We start from the raw sequence: 21,302 nt of genomic DNA on the forward strand, positions 1-21,302 counted from the left end.
AAGGTCATCGCAAAGCGGTCGCGCTCGAACACCATATTGAGCATGATGCGGTTCCAGCTGCGCGATAGCGGTTCGCTGCGGCCATTGGACTGGTGGTTGAAAATTAACTGGTTGCCGACATTGCGAATGCCCTGCCACTGCCAGTTATTGGCATAGCTGAGGATCAACTCGGGCTCGTGGTTGGTTTCGCGAAACGGCGCTGAAAATTCCTTGTTGTAGGCCTGCCAAAATGAACGGTTGGTATAGGCGCCGCTCAGGGTGCCGTCGCCGAGGATGCCGCGGGCGATATGGACCTTGACGCTCAATTGGAACTCCACCTCGGTACTGTCCAGCTCATCTTTGCCGATGGGGAGCCCCGAGGGGGCGTCGGAACTGTCGTCGCGCCAGGATAGCGGCAGCAGGTAATTGATACGGTGGGGAGTGAGCACAAAGGGGTTGTTGTTCGCGAAGTCCTCCAGGGCGACGCGCTCTTCCACCACGCCGCCGCCATTGCTGCGCAGTTGTTGTTCCGCCTCGGTGGGGTCGCGCAGCCGCTGCTGGCACTGGGCGCGCAGCTCGCCAAGGGTGGCGGTGTCGGCGGCGCTTTGGCTGGCCAGCGATAAACATCTCGCCATGCTCTGGGGCCCGTCATTCGGGGCTTCGCTGGGGGTGGCCAAGGCCTGAGTGGCGGTGGCTAGAAGCAGTGTAAACAGGCTGCGAAGCGAAATCATGGGCTGGCTGGCTCAGTTGATGGTGGAGGTGGCGCCGGTGTTGCTGACATAATAAGTTTTCCATCGGGCGTGCACTAGCCGTTGCGATGGCTTTTCTGTTGGTGACTGCGCTGCGGCACCTTTTGCCATAAGCCGGGTCTGCATAGCTATGAGAATCTTGTTTACCATCTTTATTTTGGCGCCCATCCTGGAGATGTGGCTATTGATTGAAGTCGGCGGCCTGATCGGCGCCTTGCCGACCATTGGCTGTGTGTTGCTGACGGCGATGATCGGCGCCGCGCTGCTGCGCCAGCAGGGCCTGTCGACCCTGCTGAGCGCGCGTCAGCGTATGGAGCAGGGCCAGGTGCCGGCCCGGGAGCTTATCGCCGGCCTGCTGTTGGCGGTGGGCGGGGCACTGCTGCTGACACCGGGCTTTATCACCGATGCGGTGGGCTTTGTCTGCCTGATCAGGCCGCTGCGCGAGGCGCTGATCGACGAGTTGCTGCGCCGCGGCGTGATGCAGGTGCAGGGCGGGACGTTTACCGCCGGCAGCGGTCCTCAGCCGTTTGGCCAGCGCCCCGATGAGCCGCGGGATTCGGGCAATATCACCATTGATGGCGAGTACCGCAAAGAAGAGTAAATTTTTTTACTTGCTTGCCCTTGAAAACCATTTCTCCGCCCCCAACTACCTGAACAGCCCACGGTGACTGACCCAGCTGGTCTGCCCGATGGGAAACCTAATGCATCCCGATCTTGGCGAAAGGGAGGTCATGGCGCGGTATTGGCCGCGTTGTGATGCCGGAAAATCCGGTCAAATAAAAATCTGTTCATTGGTTTAATGGAGATTGATCAAGATGAAAATTCGTCCTTTATACGACCGTGTAGTGGTTCGTCGTAGCGAAGAAGAGCAGACCAGTGCCGGTGGTATCGTTCTGCCCGGCTCTGCTAAAGAGAAGCCGAACCAGGGTGAAGTTTTGGCCGTGGGCGAAGGCAAACTGCTGGAAAGCGGTGAGCTGCGTCCGGTGGGCGTTAAGGTTGGCGATCGCGTGATCTTCGGTCAGTACTCGGGCAGCACTGTAAAAGTGGATGGCGAAGAGCTGATTGTGCTTGGTGAGTCTGAAATCTTCGGCGTTGTTGAAGGCTAATTTCAACAACTCAATTGAATCAACGAATTAGTAAAAGGTAAGACGATCATGGCTAAAGACGTAGTATTTGGTAATGAAGCCCGCCTGCGCATGGTGGCTGGTGTTAACACTCTGGCAAACGCAGTAAAAGTCACACTGGGTCCCAAGGGCCGCAATGTGGTTCTGGATAAGTCCTTCGGCGCGCCCACTGTCACTAAAGACGGTGTTTCTGTGGCCAAGGAAATCGAGCTGGAAGACAAGCTGGAGAACATGGGCGCACAAATGGTGAAAGAAGTTGCCTCTAAAGCGTCTGACGACGCGGGCGACGGTACCACCACTGCCACAGTTCTGGCTCAGGCCATTGTTAACGAAGGCCTGAAAGCGGTTGCCGCTGGCATGAACCCGATGGACCTGAAGCGCGGTATCGACAAAGCCGTTGCCGCAGCCGTTGAAGAAGTGAAGAAGCTGTCTATCCCCTGCGCAGACAGCAAGGCGATTTCTCAGGTAGGTACCATCTCTGCCAACAGCGACAGCCACATTGGCGAAATCATTGCTGAAGCCATGGAAAAAGTTGGCAAAGAAGGCGTTATCACCGTTGAAGAAGGCCAGGGCCTGGAAAACGAGCTGGACGTTGTTGAAGGCATGCAGTTCGACCGCGGCTACCTGTCTCCTTACTTCGTAAACAACACTGACAATATGTCTGTTGAGCACGACAGCCCGTTCATTCTGCTGGTCGACAAGAAAATCTCCAACATTCGCGAGCTGCTGCCGCTGCTTGAGCAAGTGGCTAAAGCCAGCCGTCCGCTGGTGATTGTGGCTGAAGACGTTGAAGGCGAAGCTCTTGCGACGCTGGTGGTTAACACTATGCGCGGCATTGTGAAAGTTGCGGCGTGTAAGGCACCGGGCTTCGGCGATCGCCGCAAGGCCATGCTGCAGGACATCGCGGTACTGACTGGCGGTACAGTGATCTCTGAAGAAGTGGGTCTGGATCTGGAGCAAGCCACTCTGGAGCACCTGGGTACTGCCAAGCGCGTCACCATGGACAAAGAAAACACCGTTATCGTTGACGGTGCTGGCGAAGGCTCTGCTATCGAAGCGCGCGTTGCCGAGATCCGCACGCAGATCGAGAACACCAGTTCTGACTACGACCGCGAAAAACTGCAAGAGCGCGTGGCCAAGCTGGCCGGCGGTGTGGCGGTAATCAAGGTTGGCGCAGCCACCGAGATTGAGATGAAAGAGAAGAAGGCCCGCGTTGAAGACGCCCTGCACGCCACCCGTGCTGCGGTTGAAGAAGGCGTGGTTCCTGGCGGCGGTGTGGCGCTGGTGCGTGCCATCAGCAACCTGTCTGCGGTTGAAGGCGAGAACGAAGACCAGCTGGCCGGTATCAATGCCGCACTGCGCGCGATGGAAGCGCCGCTGCGTCAGATCGTGACCAACGCTGGCGACGAAGCCTCTGTAGTGCTGGACAAAGTGCGTTCAGGCGAAGGTAACTTCGGTTACAACGCTGGCAATGGCACCTACGGCGACATGATGGAAATGGGTATCCTCGATCCCGCTAAAGTTACCCGTACTGCGCTGCAGGCGGCAGGCTCTGTGGCTGGTCTGATCATCACGACTGAGTGCATGATCGCTGACGCGCCGAAAGAGGAAGCTGCTGGCGGCATGCCTGATATGGGCGGCATGGGCGGTATGGGCGGCATGGGCGGCATGATGTAAGCCACCCCCCCTCCGTTCTGTGGAAAAGCCCCGCTCTGGCGGGGCTTTTTTTTGCCTGTAGCTCGGTGTCGGTCGCTGAGGCTGTGGGGTGGTTGGATGATTGATTCGTTCGCGTTTGGCCGTGGCGCGGCGCCCCCCGCAGGCCTTATACTGGCCGGCTCAAGCCCGCGCTGCGGGCTTTTTCTGTTGTTATTGTGGTGGATTATCTTTGCAGCTGTCATCTGTAGTGCCCTGGGGCCGATCGCTGGCCGAATATCGGGCGATGTTTGCCCTGAGCGACGAAGATCTTGAGGGCCTGATTTTAGGCTGCGGCGACGGCGCGGCCAGTTTTAACGCAGAACTCAGTGCTCGGGGTGGCCGTGTGCTGTCGGTGGACCCCATCTACCAGTTTAGTGCCGCAGAGATTCAGCAGCGGATACGTCAGGTGTACCCGGGTATGCTCAGCCAGTTGGCGCGGCGCGCCGATCAGTATCTCTGGCGTCACTTTCACGACCCCGGTCACCTCGGCTCGGTGCGGATGTCGGCGATGAACCGTTTTCTCGAAGACTACCCGGTAGGCAGCCAGCAGGGTCGCTATATTGACGCCAGTGTGCCCGAGCTGCCCTGTTTTGACCGCGAGTATGACTTGGCGCTGTGCTCCCACCTACTGTTCGTATACAGCGAACAAATCGACCTGGATGCCCATATTTCCGCGATCAGCGAGCTGTGCCGGGTGGCGCGCGAGGTGCGCATTTATCCCTTGGTGGCCGAGGATGGCCGGCCGTCGGCGCACTTGCCCGCGGTGATTCGCCATTTGGCCACGCAGGGTTTAGAGCTGGGCATGCAGCGGGTGGACTATCAGTTTCAGAAGGGCGCTTGCGATATGTTGTGGATTAAATCGCCGGAGGCAACTGCCAGTGATATCAGCGAGTGATTTGCCCGCCACCGTTGCGCTGAGTGACAGTCGCGAAGAGTATGGCAGTGCTGAGGCCCTGCCACTGCTGGTGGTGGAGAGTGAGCGCTGCCGGGCGGTGCTGGCCTTGCAGGGGGCGCAGCTATTGTCCTTCGTCCCTAGAGGCGATGCCGATTGGCTGTGGTTAAGCCCCAAGGTGACGTTTACTCCGGGGGCGGCGATTCGCGGTGGTATTCCGCTGTGTCTGCCCTGGTTTGGGGTTAATCGCCGCCAGCCGGCGCTGCCCAAACACGGCTGGTTGCGCCAGCGCGACTGGACCCTGTTAGCCGCCGAGCAGCGTGATAACGGCGACTGCCTGTTGCGCCTTGGCACGTCGGCAACGGCGGCAGAGCAGCGCGACTTCCCCTGGGTCTATGATGTGGAAGTCAGTTTTCGTCTGGGTGCAGAACTGCATTGCGAGCTGACGGTGTACAACCGCAGCCGCGAGGTGATGCCGCTGAGCTTGGCCATGCACAGTTATTTTGCTGCCGACCTCGAGCGCGCGGCAGTGACCGGCCTGGCGGCTGGCCGTTTCCTGGACAACACCGAGGGGCTGGCCGCGGGCCAGTTAGAAGGGCCGCAGACCTTTGCCGGTGAAATCGATCGGGTGTTTGAAGGTGTCGGCGAGCGGCAGCAGCTGGAAACCGGCAGCGGGGCGCTGACGGTCGCCGGGCAGGGCTGCGATACGGTGATTATCTGGAATCCCGGCGCCGCGCTGGCGAGCGAGATCGCCGATATTGGTGAGCACTATCGCGACTATGTTTGCCTGGAGCGGGGCATGGCCTTTGCCGACGAGTTGGGGCTGGCACCGGGGGCTTGTCACCGTGCGCAGCTGCACATTTTTCGCTAGTCTTAAGGCGGGCATGCTGAGTGAGTATAGGTAAATGTCCTTATTCAGTTTCAGTTAATGCGCGGTCAGTAGAATAATGACTGAAGATCAAGCCGCAATGGTTTCACGATAACGAGGAGAATGTATGCGTACCCAAATGATGTTTGTCGCGCTACTGTCGGTACTGATGGCCGCTTGTAGTAGCACCACTAACTATCAGCCAGCGGAAAAGCGCGGTGGTTATGGCTATACCGAAACGGCCTTGGGTAAGGAGCGCTACCGCGTTACGTTTACCGGCAATTCGGTGACTGATAAAGAAACGGTCAATGACTACGCCTTGCTGCGCGCCGCAGAACTGACCCTGCAAGAAGGTTACGACTGGTTTCAGTTGGTGAATCGCGACAATGAGAGCAAGAGTCGCACCAGCAATAGTATTTCTGCGGTGAATGAGTTTGGTGGTAGCACGACGGTTTACCGCCGCTGCGGCCTGCTGAGCTGCGATACGGTGGTGGCACAAACTCCGGGTCGTTTAAGTGGTGGCGTGTCGACCTCGACGACCCGCACCTCTTATCAGGCATCGCTGGAGATTAAAATGGGTAAGGACCCGATGCCCGACGCTGCAGAGGCTTACAATGCTCAGGAATTGGCGTCTACCCTGCGTCGCTGGATGGGCAATAACCAGCCGAAGTAAGCGAGCAACGTATTGCGATGTGGTAACAAGCCGGGCGAAAGCCCGGCTTTTTTGTGCGCGCTAGTGAATAATGCCACCTGACTAGAGACTGAGGGGAGAGTATGGCTGAGAAAGTGGTGGTGATGGGCGCCAGCCCCAAGCCAGATCGTTACTCGCACAAGGCGGTGGTGATGCTCGCCGAGTACGGCCATCAGGTGATTCCGGTGAACCCCTATCACTCTGAGGTGGCCGGCATCCGCTGCGCGCCATCGCTGGCGGCGATAACGGCGCCGGTCGATACGGTCAGTGTGTATATGCGCGCTGAGTTACTGGCCCCGCAGCTGCCGGAGCTGCTGGCGCTGGCGCCGCGGCGGATCATTTTCAATCCGGGCAGTGAAGGCGAGGCGCTGATGGAGCAGCTGCGCCGGGCGGGTATTGTGTGCGAGGAGGCCTGCACGCTGGTGCTGTTGCGTACCCAGCAGTTCTGATCGTGGGCTGGAGCCGTTGGCAACGCCAAATATACTACGCAATAAAAAAGGGAGCCTAGGCTCCCTTTTTGTTTCAGTGCTGTTTTGCTTCAGTGCTGCGGCTTACACAAACTGGAGCAGTGCGACCATGGCCAGTGCCAGGGCGATGCTGCAGTGCACCACGCCTTTGACGGTGGTCATTGGCCCGGTTTTGCCGAAGATCGCGTTGATTTCCAGCAGAGCGATCAGCCCCAGACAAATCCACAGACCGAGGCTGAAGCCGCCGGTGGCGGTTTTACCGACTTCGGCCAGCGCCGCGTTGCCCGAGCCGTGGAAGCTGCCCAGCATGCCGATCAGCATGGGTGCAGAGAACAAGGTGTTGGTGCGCGATGCCAGGCCGGCTTTTGGTGCGGCTTTGGCGGCGTCGCCGGGGGTGATGCCGCAGACAATTTTCTGGTTGGGCCAGATGATCAGCCAGACGTTGAGGAACATCAGGGTGCCCATCAGCGCGCCAATGATAATGTAGCCGTTGAGGCCGCGGCTCATGGTGAAGTGCAGCAATGCCAGACCGGTCAGGAAGGTGAACATGGCGCCCCAGCGGAACCACCACAGTGCGCGTGGCGCCAGCTTTTGCACGGCGTCGGCTTTGGCTGAAGGCTCAGCTTCTTTGAAGTACTCGGTCTGTACGAAATTGAAGTAGTACAGCAGGCCGATCCAGGCAATGCCAAACAGCACGTGCAGCCAGCGCAGCGCCAAGTCGGCAGAAATAAATGCGTCCATAAAACCCCTCTCTTATCTTGTTGTCTGTTTTACTTGTAGTTTCGGGTCTCGCGGACTCTGCGTTCCCCGGGCAGCGCCCAGTATAGCAAAGCCGTCGCCACAGCACAGAGAATCTCATTGTACTGTGCGGCAATACTGGAGGCCGGCGAGGCAGGAGTTCATAATGCGCTGTCGGCACTTTGACGGGCTGCTGCTTTTGCGGTGAACTGGGTAATAATCATTATTGGAATGTTGAATTGTGAGTAACGAGAAACAAGAACCGCGCTTTTCTATCGCTGTAGACGAAGACGATATTGCTCACCGCGCTGCCAGCGGTGCTGCTGAGTTGCCAAAGGCGAATGCCGGTGGTGGGGGATTTGTCCTGTTTCTGCTTACCTTGCTGGTGGTGGCATTGGCCGCCGCAGCGTATTACTTGTTTGAACAATTGACGGCGACACAGGGCCAGTTAAAGCAGGCCCAGCAGCGCCTCGATGTGCTGGAGCAGCGGCTGTCGTCGGCCGATGAAAGCCTGGAGGCCAATAGCGTGACCACGGCGGTCAAGCTCAAGGAGTTGGACAGCGAGGTGCGCAAGCTCTGGGATAATGTCTGGAAAAAGCAGAAAGAGGAGTTGGCTGAGCACGAGGTGCAGCTGGGCAAGAACGAAAAACGGCTGGTGGCGCTGGAAAGCCAGCATAAGTCGCTGGATGGGCAACTGAAAAAGGCCCTGCAGGGCTACGGCGCCGATCGCGAGGCGCTAACGTCGATGTCGGGTAAGTTGGATCGGGTGATCGCCCAGGCTGAGGTAAACCGCAAAACCCTACTGGAAGTGAACAAAAAATTGACCGATGGCGGCAGTCTGGATGCCCGGGTGAGCGCGATGGAGCGGCGTCAGGGGCAGAGCGAGGAGTGGCTGGATTCGGTCAATGCCTTCCGCCGCCAGGTGAATCGCGACATTGAGGCCCTGCGCCAGACCGTTACCCAATACCACAGCGGTAGTCCACAGCCCCGCTGACGGCGGCGGCGGGGCTGGTGTATACTACGGCGCCGATTACCGCTGCGTTGGCTCTAGGCTCGCGCACTGGATAGCGGCCGACTGCGGGTCGGCCGCCGCGCTCCGGCGCCCAAACCCCAACGCTACTACTGGCCCGAGGACTTCGCCACATGACTGTTATCCGCCAAGATGACCTGATCCAGAGCGTCGCTGACGCACTGCAATATATTTCCTACTACCACCCGGTTGATTTTATCAAGGCGGTCGACGAGGCCTATCAGCGCGAGCAAAACCCGGCGGCGAAAGACGCCATGGCGCAAATCCTGATTAATTCGCGGATGTGTGCCGAGGGCAAGCGCCCGATCTGTCAGGACACCGGCATCGTGACGGTGTTTCTGACCGTGGGGATGAATGTGCAGTGGGACGCCGAGATGTCAGTGACTGATATGGTCAACGAAGGCGTGCGCCGCGCCTACAACCTGCCGGACAATGTCCTGCGCGCCTCCATCCTCGACGACCCCGACGGTGCTCGCACCAACACCAAAGACAACACCCCAGCGGTGATTCACTATGAAATCGTACCCGGTGACACCGTTGAGGTACATGTGGCGGCCAAGGGCGGCGGCAGCGAGGCCAAATCTAAGTTCGCCATGCTCAACCCCTCTGACTCGGTGGTCGACTGGGTGCTGAAAATGGTGCCGACCATGGGCGCCGGCTGGTGTCCGCCGGGCATGCTGGGTATCGGCATTGGCGGCACGGCGGAAAAAGCCATGCTGCTGGCTAAAGAAGCCCTGCTCGATCCTATCGATATTCACGATTTGCAAAAGCGCGGCGCGGCTAGCCGCAGTGAAGAACTGCGCCTAGAGCTGTTTGAGAAAGTGAACCAGCTGGGCATTGGTGCCCAGGGCCTCGGCGGTTTGACCACCGTGCTGGACGTGAAGGTTAAAGACTATCCCACCCACGCGGCGAACAAGGCGATTGCGCTGATTCCCAACTGCGCGGCTACCCGCCACGCTCACTTTACGCTGGACGGCAGTGGCGCGGTCGCTCTGACACCCCCGAAGCTGGAAGACTGGCCGGAAGTGACCCGCGAAACCGGCGACAATGTGAAGCGTGTGAATCTCGACACGGTAACCGCGGAAGAGATCAAAACTTGGAAGCCCGGTGACACCCTGCTGCTCAATGGCAAAATGCTCACTGGCCGCGACGCCGCCCACAAGAAAATGGTCGATATGTTGGCCAAGGGCGAGTCCCTGCCGGTTGACCTGAAAGGCCGCTTTATCTACTACGTGGGCCCGGTAGACCCGGTGCGCGAAGAAGTGGTTGGCCCCGCTGGCCCGACGACGGCGACCCGTATGGATAAATTTACCCGCACCATGCTGGCCGAAACGGGCCTGATGGGCATGATTGGTAAGTCCGAGCGCGGCGATGTGGCCATTGAGGCGATCAAGGAATTTGAAGCGGTGTACCTGATGGCGACCGGCGGCGCGGCCTACTTGGTGGCCCAGGCGATCAAGAAGTCGGAGGTGGTTGCCTTCCCCGAACTGGGAATGGAGGCGATTTACGAGTTTACCGTGGAAGATATGCCGGTAACTGTGGCCGTGGACACCCAGGGGGAGTCGGTACACAAAACCGGCCCGCAGATCTGGAAGGCCAAAATCGAGGCTGAAAACATCAACGTGGCATAACACGACGGGGGCGAGGCCCCCGTTTTTCATTGTTGGGCACCGTTTACCGCAGGATATCCATGAGCGAGACGTTTTACTGGCACGACTACGAAACCTGGGGCACGGTGCCGGCCCTGGATCGGCCCTCGCAGTTTGCCGGGGTGCGCACCGACGCCGAGCTGAATATTATCGGCGAGCCGCTGGTGCAGTTTTGCCGGCCGACACCGGATTACCTGCCCAACCCCGAGGCCTGTCTGGTGACCGGGATTACCCCCCAGCAGGCGCTGGAAGAGGGTATCTGCGAGGCGGAATTTGTCGCCAATATCCACGCCGAGCTGGCCCAGCCCGGCACCTGCACGGTGGGCTATAACAGCATTCGCTTTGACGACGAAGTGACGCGCTACGCCCTGTACCGCAACTTTTATGACCCCTATGCCCGCGAGTGGCAAAACGGCAATTCGCGCTGGGACTTAATCGACGTGGTACGACTGTGTTACGCCCTGCGCCCCGACGGCATTAATTGGCCGCGCCGCGAGGATGGCAGCCCCAGTTTTCGCCTAGAAGAGTTGACTGCCGCCAACGGCCTGAGCCACGAATCGGCCCACGATGCCCTGTCCGATGTGCTGGCGACGATTGATCTGGCGCGGTTGATTCGCCAAGTTCAGCCCAAGCTCTACGACTACGCCCTGAGCCTGCGCAATAAACGCACGGTAGCGGCGATGCTCAACACCGACAGCCAGGTGCCGGTGCTGCATGTTTCCGGACGTATTCCGGCCGCGCGCGGCTGCTCGGCGTTGATGATGCCGCTGGCGCCGCACCCGGTGAACAAAAACAGTGTGATTGTCTACGACCTCAGCGTCGATCCGCAGCCGCTGATTGAGCTGGGCGTTGAAGAGGTGGCGCGCCGGGTGTTCAGTTCGGCGGCCGAGTTGGGCGAAGCTACCCCGCGGATTCCCCTCAAGGAAATTCACCTCAATCGCGCGCCGATTGTCGCCACCGCCAAGCTGGTGGACGAGGCCAGCGCCGAGCGCCTGCAGATTAATTTGGACCAGTGTCGTCGCCACTGGGTGATGCTGCGCAAGGCCGGCGACTTGGGTGCCAAGTTGCAGGGCCTGTTTGCGCAGCGCGAGTTTGTCGACAATCCCGACCCGGATACCCAGTTGTATGGCGGCGGCTTTTTCAGCGATGGCGACCGCCGACAGATGGATCAGCTGCGCAGCTTGACGCCCGAGGCACTGGCCGTACAGCCCTTCAAGTTTAACGATACGCGCCTGCCGGAGTTGTTGTGGCGCTATCGGGCGCGCAATTTTCCGCAGACCCTGTCGGAGCAGGAGCGCCAGCGCTGGTTTAGCTTCTGCAAGCAGCGCCTGCGCCAGCCCGCAGCTCAGCTTCACGGTTTTGACAGTTTCCGCCAGCGGCTGACCGAACTGGCAGCAAGCGCCACGAATGATTTCCAGCAGCATATTTTGCAGGAGCTTCACGACTACGCCGATGCCCTGGAGAACGAGGGGCTTTGAGCAACTGGTGGGTGTATATGGTGCGCTGTCAAAGCGGCCGCCTGTATACCGGTATTACCACCGATACTGCCCGTCGCTTTCGCGAGCACTGCGGTGAGGGCGGTCGCGGCGCGCGGTTTTTTCGCAGCGACCCGGCCGAGGCCATGGTCTACACCGAGCCGGCTGACAATCGCTCGCAGGCGTCGCGGCGCGAGGCGGCGATTAAAAAATTATCACGGCCGCAAAAGTTGGCGTTGATCGCCGCGGCGCTTTCACCGCCGCTCGATCCGAGCAATAATGCGCGCCCAAAAGGGGAGCCAAATGACTGATCAATCCGGCGCTGAGCGCGGCGTGGCAAAATTGGGCGTGTTAAAGGCGATGGCCGGCTTTCTTAAGCCCTACCGCCTGCAGGTTTTTGGTGCCAGCATTGCGCTGATCTGTACCGCCGCCATCACCCTGTCTATTGGTCAGGGCCTGCGCATGCTGGTTGATCAGGGCTTTTCCAGCCATGCCAATGAGGCGGCGCTGAATCAGGCGCTGCTGTTGTTTTTTGCCATGGTGCTGCTGCTGGCCGCCGGCACCTTTATTCGTTTTTATCTGGTGTCGTGGATTGGTGAGCGGGTCAGTGCCGATCTGCGCAAGGCGGTATTTGCCCACGTGGTGACCCTGCACCCCGGATTTTTCGAGAGCCAGCTCAGCGGTGATATCCAGTCGCGGATCACCACTGATACCAGCTTGCTGCAAACGGTGATCGGCTCGTCGGTGTCGATTGCGCTGCGCAATGCGCTGATGTTTATCGGCGGGCTGATCTGGCTGTTTATCAGCAACCCCAAACTCACCGCCATGGTGATGCTCAGCGTGCCGCTGGTGATTGTGCCAATCCTGGTGTTTGGCCGCCGGGTGCGCAGCCTGTCGCGCAGCAGTCAGGACAAGATTGCCAGCGTCGGCAGTTTTGTCGGCGAGGCGGTCAAGAACATCAAGCTGTTGCAGGCCTTTAACCATCAGACTCTCGATCGCAAAAGCTTTGAGGGCCATGTCGAGGTGGCCTTCGACGTGGCGATTGTGCGCATTCGCCAGCGCGCCTGGCTGTCGACCACGGTGATTGTGCTGGTATTGGGCGCGGTGACCGGCATGCTGTGGGTGGGCGGTCACGACGTGTTGGCGGGCCGTATCAGCGGCGGTGAGCTGGCGGCGTTTATCTTTTATGCAGTTATGGTAGCCGCCTCGGTGGGCGCCATCTCTGAAGTCTACGGCGATTTGCAGCGCGCTGCCGGCGCCACCGAGCGCTTGTTGGAATTGCTTGCCGCTGAAAACCGCATTTTGCCGCCGGCCCAGCCGGTGGCACTGCCACAGCCGGCGCGGGGTGAAATTGCCTTTGAAGACGTCAGCTTTGCCTATGCCTCGCGCCCCGATCACCCGGCCATCAAGGGCTTGACCTTGGCGATACCGGCCGGCAGCAGCCTGGCCTTGGTGGGCAGCTCCGGGGCGGGCAAGTCGACTCTTATCGACCTGCTGCTGCGGTTTTACGATGTCGGCAGCGGCGCGATCCGCTTTGATGGTATCGATATTCGCGATCTCGACCCGCAGGATTTACGCGCGCAAATCGCCATGGTGCCCCAGCAGCCGGTGCTGTTCACCGGCACCGTGGCCGACAATATTCGCTATGGCCGCCCCTCCGCCAGCGATGAGGAGTTAATCGAGGCCGCCAGAGCGGCGTTTGCCGAAGATTTTATCCAGCGCCTGCCCGACGGTTACGACAGCTTTGTCGGCGAGGGTGGGGTGCGTCTGTCGGGCGGCCAGCGCCAGCGCATTGCCATTGCCCGGGCGATTTTGGCCGACCCGAAATTGCTGTTGTTGGATGAGGCGACCAGTGCCCTGGATGCCGAGAGCGAGTACCAGGTGCAGCAGGCGCTGGAAAGATTGATGGAAGGTCGCACCACGGTGGTCATTGCCCACCGCCTGGCGACGGTGATTAATGTCGATCGCATTGCGGTGCTGGATCACGGCGAGTTGGTGGCCAGCGGCCGCCACGGCGAGTTGCTCACGCAGTCGCCCCTGTATGCGCGCTGGGCCAGCTTGCAGTTTGACGATGCCAATACACAGGCGGCGCTGGCCGCGGAATAGGAGAGAGCAGTGTTGAAATTTGCCGGTAGTCATATTCTCTCTGTAGGACAGTTTGAACGCGAGGACATCGAACGGGTGTTTGGCGTGGCTGATCGCATGGTGCCCTATGCCCAGCGGCAGCGGGTAACGCGGGTGCTGGACGGCGCGATTCTGGGCAATATGTTTTTTGAACCGTCAACGCGCACGCGGGTCAGTTTCGGCTGCGCCTTTAACCTGCTGGGCGGCGAGGTGCGTGAAACCACCGGTTTTGAAAGCTCGGCGATTGCCAAGGGCGAGTCGCTGTACGACACCGCGCGGGTGCTGAGCGGCTACAGCGATGTGATTGTTATGCGCCATCCGGCCTCGGGCTCGGTGGCGGAATTTGCCGCCGCCAGCCGGGTGCCGGTGATCAATGGCGGCGACGGTGCCAACGAGCATCCCAGTCAGGCACTGCTGGACCTGTACACCATCCGTAAAGAGTTGCGTCACCAGGGGCGCAGTGATCTGGACGGTCTGCGCATCGCCATGATCGGCGATTTGAAATACGGCCGCACGGTGCATTCGCTGTGCAAGTTGCTGAGCCTGTACCGCAATGTCCATGTGGTGCTGATTTCGCCCGACGAGCTGCGCATGCCCGGCGATATTGTCGACACGCTGCGCAGCGCCGGCCATACCGTCACCGAGTCGGATGTGCTGGAGGGCAGTTTGGCCAAGGTGGATATTGCCTACTCGACCCGCATTCAGGAGGAGCGCTTTGCCAGCAAGGCCGATGCCGACCTGTATCGGGGCCGCTACCGCCTGAATCAGGCGATCTATACCCGCTATTGCGAGCCCAATACCGTCATTATGCACCCGCTACCCCGGGACTCTCGCCAAGAGGCCAACGAGCTGGACAACGACTTGAACGACAACCCCAATCTGGCGATTTTCCGCCAGGCCGACAACGGCGTGCTGGTGCGCATGGCGCTGTTCGCGCTGATGCTGGATGTGGTCGATCAGGTCGATAAGTCGGCACGCGATGTGAACTGGTATACCGAAAGGCGTTTTTAATGGCGAATTTCGATCGCGACGATGTCGAGTTGCTGGCCAGCGAGACGGCTTGGCAGGGCTTTTTTGAAGTGCGCAGGCTCACCCTGCGCCACCGCCTGTTCGCCGGGGGCTGGAACCAGCCGATCAAACGCGAGCTGTTTGTGCGCGGCGCGGCGGTGGGGCTGCTGCCCTACGACCCGCAGCGCGATGAGATTTTGCTGGTAGAGCAGTTTCGCGTCGGCGCACTGGGGCGCGAGACCTCGCCGTGGCTGCTGGAGTTGGTGGCTGGCATTATCGACAGCGATGAATCTCCCCAGCAGGTGGCGCGCCGCGAGGCGCTAGAAGAAGCCGATTTGCAGGTGGCGGCAATGGAGCCGGTGGCCGAGTATTACTCGTCACCCGGCGGCAGCGACGAGTATTTTTATTTGTACTGCGGCCGCTGCCAGCTGCGCGGTGCCGGTGGCCTGCACGGCCTGCCCGGTGAGGGTGAGGATATTCGCGCCCGTGTTTACCCCTTTGCCGAGGCGATGCAGATGCTCGACGGCGGCAAAATCACCAATGCTCACAGTCTGATCGCCTTGCACTGGTTGCGCCAGCATCGCAGCCGTTTGCGCGAGGCCTGGCAGTGAGCGAGGTCAATACCGGCCGGGGCCGGGGTCTGCTGCGCTCCAGTCTGGTGGTAGGCGCGATGACCATGTTGTCGCGGGTGATGGGTTTGATTCGCGATGTGGTGATCGCCGTGGTGCTGGGCGCCACCGCCAATGCCGATGCCTTTTTTGTGGCGTTTAAAATCCCCAACTTCCTGCGCCGCCTGTTCGCCGAGGGCGCCTTTGCCCAGGCCTTTGTGCCGGTGCTGTCGGAGTACCGCGAGGCCGGCGACCGGGCGGCGGTGCAGCTGTTGCTCAATCGCGTGGTCGGGGCGCTGGGCGGTGTATTGCTGTGTATTACCGTGGTGGCGGTAGTGGCCGCGCCGCTGGTGGCCACGGTGTTTGCGCCGGGCTTTCGCGGCGATCCGCTGAAGTTTCAGCTGACCACGGAGATGATTCGCATCACGTTTCCGTATTTGATGCTGATTTCGCTGACCGGTTTTGCCGGCGCGGTGCTCAATAGCTACGGTCGCTTTGCGGTGCCGGCGTTTACCCCGGTGCTGCTCAATATCTGCCTGATTACTGCGGCCGTGGTGGCGGCGCCGCATTTTGCCGAGCCGGCGATGGCGCTGGCCTGGGGCGTGCTTATGGCGGGCTGCGTGCAGCTGCTGTTCCAGCTGCCGTTTTTACAGCGTTTGCACTTGCTCCCCCGGCCGCAGTGGCAGTGGGGTGACGAGGGTGTGCAGCGCATTGTGCAGCTGATGATTCCGGCGATGTTCGGGGTGTCGGTTAGTCAGATCAATCTGCTGCTGGATACGGTGCTGGCGTCGTTTCTGCCCACCGGCAGCATCTCCTGGCTGTACTATTCCGACCGTTTGGTGGAATTGCCGCTGGGGGTATTTGCCATTGCCATTGCCACGGTGATTCTGCCCAGCTTGTCGCGCCAGCGCGCCAGTGGCGACGGCCAGGCCTTTTCCCACACCCTGGACTGGGCACTGCGCGGCGTGCTGCTGATGGCGGTGCCGGCGGCCGTGGCGCTGTTGATTTTGGCCGAGCCGATTCTGATTACGCTGTTTCAGTACGGTGAGTTGCAGAGCCGCGATGTGGCGATGGCGGCGCTGAGTCTGCGCGCCTACACCTTGGGCCTGATTGCCTTTATGTTGATCAAGGTGCTGGCGCCGGGCTTTTTTGCCTGCCAGGACACCCGCACCCCGGTGCGCATTGGCATTTACGCGATGGCGGCGAATATGGTCTTCAATATTGCCCTGGTGATTCCCCTGCACTACTACTGGCAGATCGGCCATGTCGGGCTGGCGCTGGCAACTGCAGCCTCGGCTTGGCTCAATGCCATGCTGCTGCTGCGCGGTTTGCTGGCGCGCGAGGTCTACCAGCCCGCCAGTGACTGGCTGCGCTACAGCGTGCAGCTGTTGTTGCCGGTGCTGCTGATGTCGGCACTGCTGCTGGCGGCCCGTTACTGGGTTGGCGATTGGCTGCTGTGGTCGGCGTGGCAGCGGGCGACGGTGCTGTTGAGTATCTGCGGGCTGGGCGGTGGCGCCTATCTGCTGGGGCTGTATGCCATGGGTTTGCGCTTGCGCGATTTTCGCGGCGGGCCGAGCCTCAGCCATTAAGACGTTTTTGTCGGGCGACTGAGTAAGTTATAATCAGCCGCTTTATCACTGCTCTGAGCAGGGAGCGCATGCAGCGCGGCTATCCCGGTGACGAGTGCGGACATGGGGTCGGCCACAGGCATGGAGTTAATCCGCGGATTTCACAATTTCCGCCTGCGACATCGCGGCTGCGTCGCCACGATAGGTGCCTTTGACGGCGTGCATCGCGGGCATCAGGCAGTGCTGCGCCAGTTGCTGGAAAAAAGCCGGGAATACGGCCTGCCGTCGACGGTGGTGGTATTCGAGCCGCTGCCACGGGAGTTTCTGTCGCCCGATGCGGCGCCGCCGCGGCTGATGTCGTTTCGCGAAAAGTTTGAAGCCATTCGCGAGCTGGGTATCGACCGGGTGGTGCGCATTCGCTTTACCGATTCGCTGCGCAATATGAGCGCCGACGAATTTATTACCACGCTGTTTGTTAAGAACCTCGGGGCCAAGTACATCGTGGTCGGCGACGATTTGCGCTTTGGTCGCGACCGCAGCGGTGACTTTGACCTGCTGCGTAAATTCGGTGCCCGGGACGGTTTTGATGTGATGGATACCGCCACCTTGCAGTACGACGGCGAGCGGGTCAGCAGTACGCGCATCCGCGAGGTGTTGGGGCAGGGCGACTTCGCATTGGCGGAGCGCCTGCTGGGGCGGCCCTACAGCATTGCCGGCCGGGTGATTGTCGGCCAACAACTGGGGCGCACCATTGGCGCGCCGACCGCCAATATACAGCTGCGCCGCCTGCGCTCGCCGCTGTCGGGGGTGTTTGCCGTGCAGGTGGCCGGCGTGGGCGATGAGCTGTTGCCGGCCGTGGCCAATGTTGGCGTGCGGCCGACGGTGGGCGACCTGAAAAAAGCCATTTTGGAAGTGCATGTATTGAACTTCAATGGCGATCTGTATCGGCGTAATATTCGCGTGCTTTTTCGCGAAAAACTGCGCAATGAAATCAAATTTGACAGTCTCGATGCCCTGCGTGAACAGATTGCTCGCGATATCGAGCAGGCGCGAAACTATTTCTCCCTTTAACCTGCCCCGAACGCCGGGCCTTTAAGACTAGCTTTTATGAGTGATTACAAGCACACCCTGAATCTGCCGAAGACTGATTTCGCGATGAAGGCGAACCTGTCGCAGCGCGAACCGCAGGCGCTGAAACGCTGGTACGAGGAGGATTACTACGGCCAGATTCGCCGCGCCCGCGCCGGTCGCGAGCAGTTTATATTGCACGATGGCCCGCCCTACGCCAACGGCGATATTCATATTGGCCATGCGGTGAATAAGATTCTGAAAGACATGATCGTCAAGTCGCGCACCATCAGCGGCTACGACGCGCCCTATGTACCGGGTTGGGACTGTCACGGCCTGCCGATTGAATTAAACGTTGAGAAAAAAGTCGGCAAGGCCGGCCACAAAGTCGACGCGGCGACTTTTCGGCAGAAGTGCCGCGACTACGCCAACAAACAGGTGGATGGTCAGCGCGAAGATTTCAAGCGTCTCGGTGTGCTGGGCGACTGGGATAAGCCCTATTTGACAATGAGCTTCGATTTCGAGGCCAATATCATTCGCGCGCTGGGCAAAATTGTCGACAACGGTCATCTGCACAAGGGCTTTAAGCCGGTGCACTGGTGCATGGACTGCGGTTCGGCGCTGGCTGAGGCCGAGGTTGAGTACAAGGACAAAACCTCGCCGGCCATCGATGTGCTGTTTGCGGTGGTTGACGAGGCCGAGGCGCGCCAGCGCTGCGGCTTGCCGGCCGATGTCGCCGGGCAGATGAACCTGGCGATCTGGACTACCACGCCGTGGACGATTCCGGCCAATATGGCGGTGTGTCTGCACGCCGAGCTGGATTATGTGTGGCTGGCCTATCAGCGCGACGGCAAGGCCGAGCTGCTGTTGTTGGCCGAGGCGTTGCACGAGTCGGTCATGAAGCGCGCCGGCATCGACGATTTTGCTGTGGTCGGCCGCTGCAAGGGCGCCGCCCTTGAGCATCTGCCGTTGCAGCACCCGCTGTACAGCCGCCAGGTGCCGGTCATTTTGGGTGAGCACGTTACCACCGAGGCCGGTACCGGCGCGGTGCATACTGCCCCCGCACACGGCCAGGATGACTTTGTTGTCGGCCAGCAGTACGGGCTGGAGGTTTACAACCCGGTGGCGGCCAACGGCACCTATGTCGAGGGTACCGAGCGCTTTGCCGGTCAGCACGTGTTCAAGGCCAACGAGCAGGTTGTCGCCGCGCTGGCCGAACAGGGCCGTCTGCTGCACAACGAGGCTTACGAGCACAGTTACCCGCACTGCTGGCGTCACAAGTCGCCGATTATCTTCCGCGCGACGCCGCAGTGGTTTATCAGTATGAGCCAGAACGGCTTGCTGAATAAGGCCATGGCCGAAGTGGATGCGGTGAACTGGATGCCCGGCTGGGGGCGCGCGCGTATTGAGTCGATGATGAGCGAGCGGCCGGACTGGTGTATTTCGCGCCAGCGTACCTGGGGCGCACCGATCGCCCTGTTTGTTCATCGCGAGACGGCCGAGCTGCATCCACGCACGCCGGAGCTGATCGAGCAGGTCGCGCAGCGCGTTGAAGCGGGCGGGATTCAGGCCTGGTTCGATCTCGATGTTGCCGAACTGCTGGGTGACGAGGCCGAGCACTACGAAAAAGTCGCCGATACACTGGATGTGTGGTTCGACTCCGGTGTGACCCACTACGCGGTGCTGGCGCAGCGTGACAATTTGGCCTTTCCCGCCGACTTGTATCTGGAGGGTTCAGATCAGCACCGCGGCTGGTTCCAGTCGTCGATGCTCACCTCGGTGGCTGCACAGGGCTGCGCGCCTTATAAGTCAGTGCTTACTCACGGTTTTACCGTTGATGCCAACGGTCGCAAAATGTCCAAGTCGCAGGGCAATGTGGTGGCGCCGCAGAAGGTGATGAACAGCCTCGGCGCTGATATTTTGCGGTTGTGGGTGGCGGCCACCGACTACCGCAATGAAATGACGGTGTCGGATGAAATCTTTAAACGCACCGCCGACTCCTATCGCCGTATCCGCAATACCGCGCGTTTCCTGCTGGCCAATATGGCCGGCTTTGTGCCCGCTGAGCACGCCCTGGCGAGTGGCGATATGCTGGCACTGGATCGCTGGATCATGCACCGCGCGGCGGTGTTGCAGGACGAAATCGTGGCGGCCTATGAGGCCTACCAGTTCCATCTGGTCTATCAGAAATTGCACAACTTCTGCGTATTGGAGTTGGGCGGTTTCTATCTGGATATTATTAAAGACCGCCAGTACACCACGCCAGAGAACAGCCAGGCACGGCGCTCGGCGCAGACCGCGCTGTACCATATTGCCGAGGCTTTGACGCGCTGGATTGCACCGATTCTCAGTTTCACCGCCGATGAGCTGTGGCAGGTACTGCCCGGCGAGCGCAGCGGCCCGGTGTTTGCTGCCGAGTGGTATCAGGGGCTGGAGAAGGCCGCTGAGGACGACGCCATGGGCGATGCCTTCTGGCAGCGTGTGCAAGCGGTGAAAACGGCGGTCAACAAGGTGCTGGAAAGCGCGCGTAACGAGGGCGTGGTGGGCGGTTCTCTGCAGGCCGAAGTCACCTTGTTCTGTGACGAGGAGTTGATTGACACGCTGTCGGCCTTGGGTGACGAACTGCGCTTTGTGCTGATTACCTCGTCGGCCATGTTGGCGCCGATTTCAGCGGCCAATGAGGCGGCGACCACCGAGCTGGACGGCCTGCAAGTGCGGGTCAGTGCCAGCGACGGCATGAAGTGTACGCGCTGCTGGCATCACCGCGAGGACGTTGGCCAGTCGCTGGAGCACCCGGAACTGTGTTTCCGCTGTATCGATAATATCGACGGCGACGGTGAGGTTCGTCACTATGCCTGATGTCGATGCCGCCGAGCAGCGCCGCGGCCGCTTGTTGTGGCTGCTGTTAGCCCTTGCCGTGGTGCTGATCGATCAGTTGAGCAAATACTGGGCAGACGCCAGCTTGGTCTATGCCCAGCCCAACCCGATACTGCCGGTGCTGGATATTACCCTGCACTACAACCCCGGTGCGGCGTTCAGCTTTTTGAGTAATGCCGGTGGCTGGCAGCGCTGGTTGTTTACCGGCATTGCGCTGGCGGTGAGCAGCTATTTGCTGGTGTGGCTGATGAAGCTGCGCCGCGAGCAGTGGTTGCTGTCGCTGGCACTGGCGCTGGTATTGGGCGGCGCGCTGGGCAACCTCTGGGATCGGCTGCGGCTGGGGCATGTCATCGACTTTATTTCGGTGCACTGGGGCTCGTCGTATTTTCCCACCTTCAATATCGCCGATGCGGCCATTACCGTTGGCGCGGTGCTGTTGATTGTCGATACCTTTTTACACCCCGAGAGTGGCGATAACGCCGCGTGAGTGGGTCACTGCTTTAACGAGAAACGTTCATGAGTGTTGCGATTGGTCCGGGAACGGAAATTACCCTGCATTTTGCCCTGCTGCTCGAAGATGGCAGCGAGGTGGATTCCACCTTTGAACGCCAGGCGGCGCGCTTTGTGTTCGGCGATGGCAATTTGCTGCCGGGAGTCGAGGCCAAGTTGCAGGGCCTGAAAGCTGGCGACAA

The 21,302-nt window shown here is 60.2% G+C and carries 21 protein-coding genes; 19 read left to right on the forward strand and 2 right to left on the reverse strand.

Annotated features, from left to right (window positions below):
- On the reverse strand, positions 1-614 hold a 614-nt coding region (locus tag ABYM29_RS09590; protein ID WP_372864511.1), incomplete at its 3' end, for a phospholipase A.
- Positions 615-858: 244 nt separating this feature from the next.
- Here ABYM29_RS09590 and ABYM29_RS09595 point away from each other — a divergent pair.
- The 7 genes from ABYM29_RS09595 to ABYM29_RS09625 all read left to right on the forward strand — a co-directional run bounded on the left by ABYM29_RS09595 (position 859) and on the right by ABYM29_RS09625 (position 6,447).
- Positions 859-1,329, forward strand: coding sequence for an FxsA family protein (locus tag ABYM29_RS09595; protein ID WP_372864512.1), 471 nt, complete (start codon positions 859-861; stop codon positions 1,327-1,329).
- A 214-nt stretch (positions 1,330-1,543) separates the two neighbouring features.
- The gene (groES, locus tag ABYM29_RS09600; RefSeq protein ID WP_372864513.1) at positions 1,544-1,834 is read left to right on the forward strand and encodes a co-chaperone GroES; all 291 of its coding nucleotides are present in this window, start codon (positions 1,544-1,546) and stop codon (positions 1,832-1,834) included.
- Positions 1,835-1,879: 45 nt separating this feature from the next.
- Positions 1,880-3,529, forward strand: a complete 1,650-nt coding sequence (gene groL, locus ABYM29_RS09605) for a chaperonin GroEL (RefSeq protein ID WP_372864529.1) — start codon at positions 1,880-1,882, stop codon at positions 3,527-3,529.
- 208 nt (positions 3,530-3,737) lie between these two features.
- Positions 3,738-4,442 (forward strand): SAM-dependent methyltransferase, encoded by a 705-nt coding sequence (locus ABYM29_RS09610; protein WP_372864514.1) that lies wholly within the window; start codon positions 3,738-3,740, stop codon positions 4,440-4,442.
- Complete coding sequence (locus ABYM29_RS09615) at positions 4,426-5,310, forward strand: D-hexose-6-phosphate mutarotase (protein ID WP_372864515.1); 885 nt, start codon at positions 4,426-4,428, stop codon at positions 5,308-5,310. Before ABYM29_RS09610 ends, ABYM29_RS09615 begins: the two co-directional genes overlap by 17 nt.
- Positions 5,311-5,434: 124 nt before the next feature.
- Positions 5,435-5,980 (forward strand): hypothetical protein, encoded by a 546-nt coding sequence (locus ABYM29_RS09620; RefSeq protein WP_372864516.1) that lies wholly within the window; start codon positions 5,435-5,437, stop codon positions 5,978-5,980.
- Positions 5,981-6,081: 101 nt separating this feature from the next.
- Positions 6,082-6,447: a CoA-binding protein gene (locus ABYM29_RS09625; RefSeq protein ID WP_372864517.1), complete on the forward strand. Its 366-nt coding sequence runs from the start codon at positions 6,082-6,084 to the stop codon at positions 6,445-6,447.
- Positions 6,448-6,549: 102 nt separating this feature from the next.
- Here the strand turns inward: ABYM29_RS09625 and ABYM29_RS09630 are convergent, their stop codons facing one another.
- Entirely contained in the window at positions 6,550-7,206 is a 657-nt protein-coding gene (locus ABYM29_RS09630; RefSeq protein ID WP_372864518.1) for a urate hydroxylase PuuD, read from the reverse strand.
- A gap of 238 nt (positions 7,207-7,444) precedes the next feature.
- Between ABYM29_RS09630 and ABYM29_RS09635 the strand changes: the two genes are divergently transcribed.
- The 12 genes from ABYM29_RS09635 to ABYM29_RS09690 all read left to right on the forward strand — a co-directional run.
- Complete coding sequence (locus tag ABYM29_RS09635; protein ID WP_372864519.1) at positions 7,445-8,197, forward strand: hypothetical protein; 753 nt, start codon at positions 7,445-7,447, stop codon at positions 8,195-8,197.
- A 149-nt stretch (positions 8,198-8,346) separates the two neighbouring features.
- A complete protein-coding gene (locus ABYM29_RS09640) occupies positions 8,347-9,864 on the forward strand; it encodes a fumarate hydratase (RefSeq protein WP_372864520.1) in 1,518 nt (505 codons plus the stop codon).
- Between the two features lie 59 nt (positions 9,865-9,923).
- Positions 9,924-11,360 carry an exodeoxyribonuclease I gene (sbcB, locus tag ABYM29_RS09645; RefSeq protein WP_372864521.1) on the forward strand — a complete coding sequence of 479 codons (1,437 nt, stop codon included), beginning with the start codon at positions 9,924-9,926 and terminating at the stop codon, positions 11,358-11,360.
- Entirely contained in the window at positions 11,357-11,668 is a 312-nt protein-coding gene (locus ABYM29_RS09650; RefSeq protein WP_372864522.1) for a GIY-YIG nuclease family protein, read from the forward strand. The genes sbcB and ABYM29_RS09650 overlap by 4 nt, the downstream gene beginning before the upstream one ends.
- The gene (locus ABYM29_RS09655) at positions 11,661-13,463 is read left to right on the forward strand and encodes an ABC transporter transmembrane domain-containing protein (protein ID WP_372864523.1); all 1,803 of its coding nucleotides are present in this window, start codon (positions 11,661-11,663) and stop codon (positions 13,461-13,463) included. Before ABYM29_RS09650 ends, ABYM29_RS09655 begins: the two co-directional genes overlap by 8 nt.
- Positions 13,464-13,475: 12 nt before the next feature.
- Positions 13,476-14,492, forward strand: a complete 1,017-nt coding sequence (locus ABYM29_RS09660) for an aspartate carbamoyltransferase (protein ID WP_372864530.1) — start codon at positions 13,476-13,478, stop codon at positions 14,490-14,492.
- Positions 14,492-15,100, forward strand: coding sequence for an NUDIX domain-containing protein (locus ABYM29_RS09665; RefSeq protein ID WP_372864524.1), 609 nt, complete (start codon positions 14,492-14,494; stop codon positions 15,098-15,100). The genes ABYM29_RS09660 and ABYM29_RS09665 overlap by 1 nt, the downstream gene beginning before the upstream one ends.
- Positions 15,097-16,686, forward strand: coding sequence for a murein biosynthesis integral membrane protein MurJ (murJ, locus tag ABYM29_RS09670; RefSeq protein ID WP_372864525.1), 1,590 nt, complete (start codon positions 15,097-15,099; stop codon positions 16,684-16,686). Before ABYM29_RS09665 ends, murJ begins: the two co-directional genes overlap by 4 nt.
- A gap of 102 nt (positions 16,687-16,788) precedes the next feature.
- Positions 16,789-17,736: a bifunctional riboflavin kinase/FAD synthetase gene (gene ribF / locus ABYM29_RS09675; RefSeq protein ID WP_372864526.1), complete on the forward strand. Its 948-nt coding sequence runs from the start codon at positions 16,789-16,791 to the stop codon at positions 17,734-17,736.
- A 36-nt stretch (positions 17,737-17,772) separates the two neighbouring features.
- Complete coding sequence (ileS, locus tag ABYM29_RS09680) at positions 17,773-20,592, forward strand: isoleucine--tRNA ligase (RefSeq protein WP_372864527.1); 2,820 nt, start codon at positions 17,773-17,775, stop codon at positions 20,590-20,592.
- Complete coding sequence (gene lspA, locus ABYM29_RS09685) at positions 20,585-21,097, forward strand: signal peptidase II (protein ID WP_372864528.1); 513 nt, start codon at positions 20,585-20,587, stop codon at positions 21,095-21,097. The genes ileS and lspA overlap by 8 nt, the downstream gene beginning before the upstream one ends.
- Positions 21,098-21,126: 29 nt before the next feature.
- Positions 21,127-21,302, forward strand: a 176-nt coding sequence (locus tag ABYM29_RS09690) for a peptidylprolyl isomerase (RefSeq protein ID WP_372864531.1), incomplete at its 3' end; no start/stop codon positions are given.

This window comes from Spongiibacter sp. (assembly GCF_041602295.1).
In the GTDB taxonomy this organism is placed as follows: Bacteria; Pseudomonadota; Gammaproteobacteria; order Pseudomonadales; family Spongiibacteraceae; genus Spongiibacter.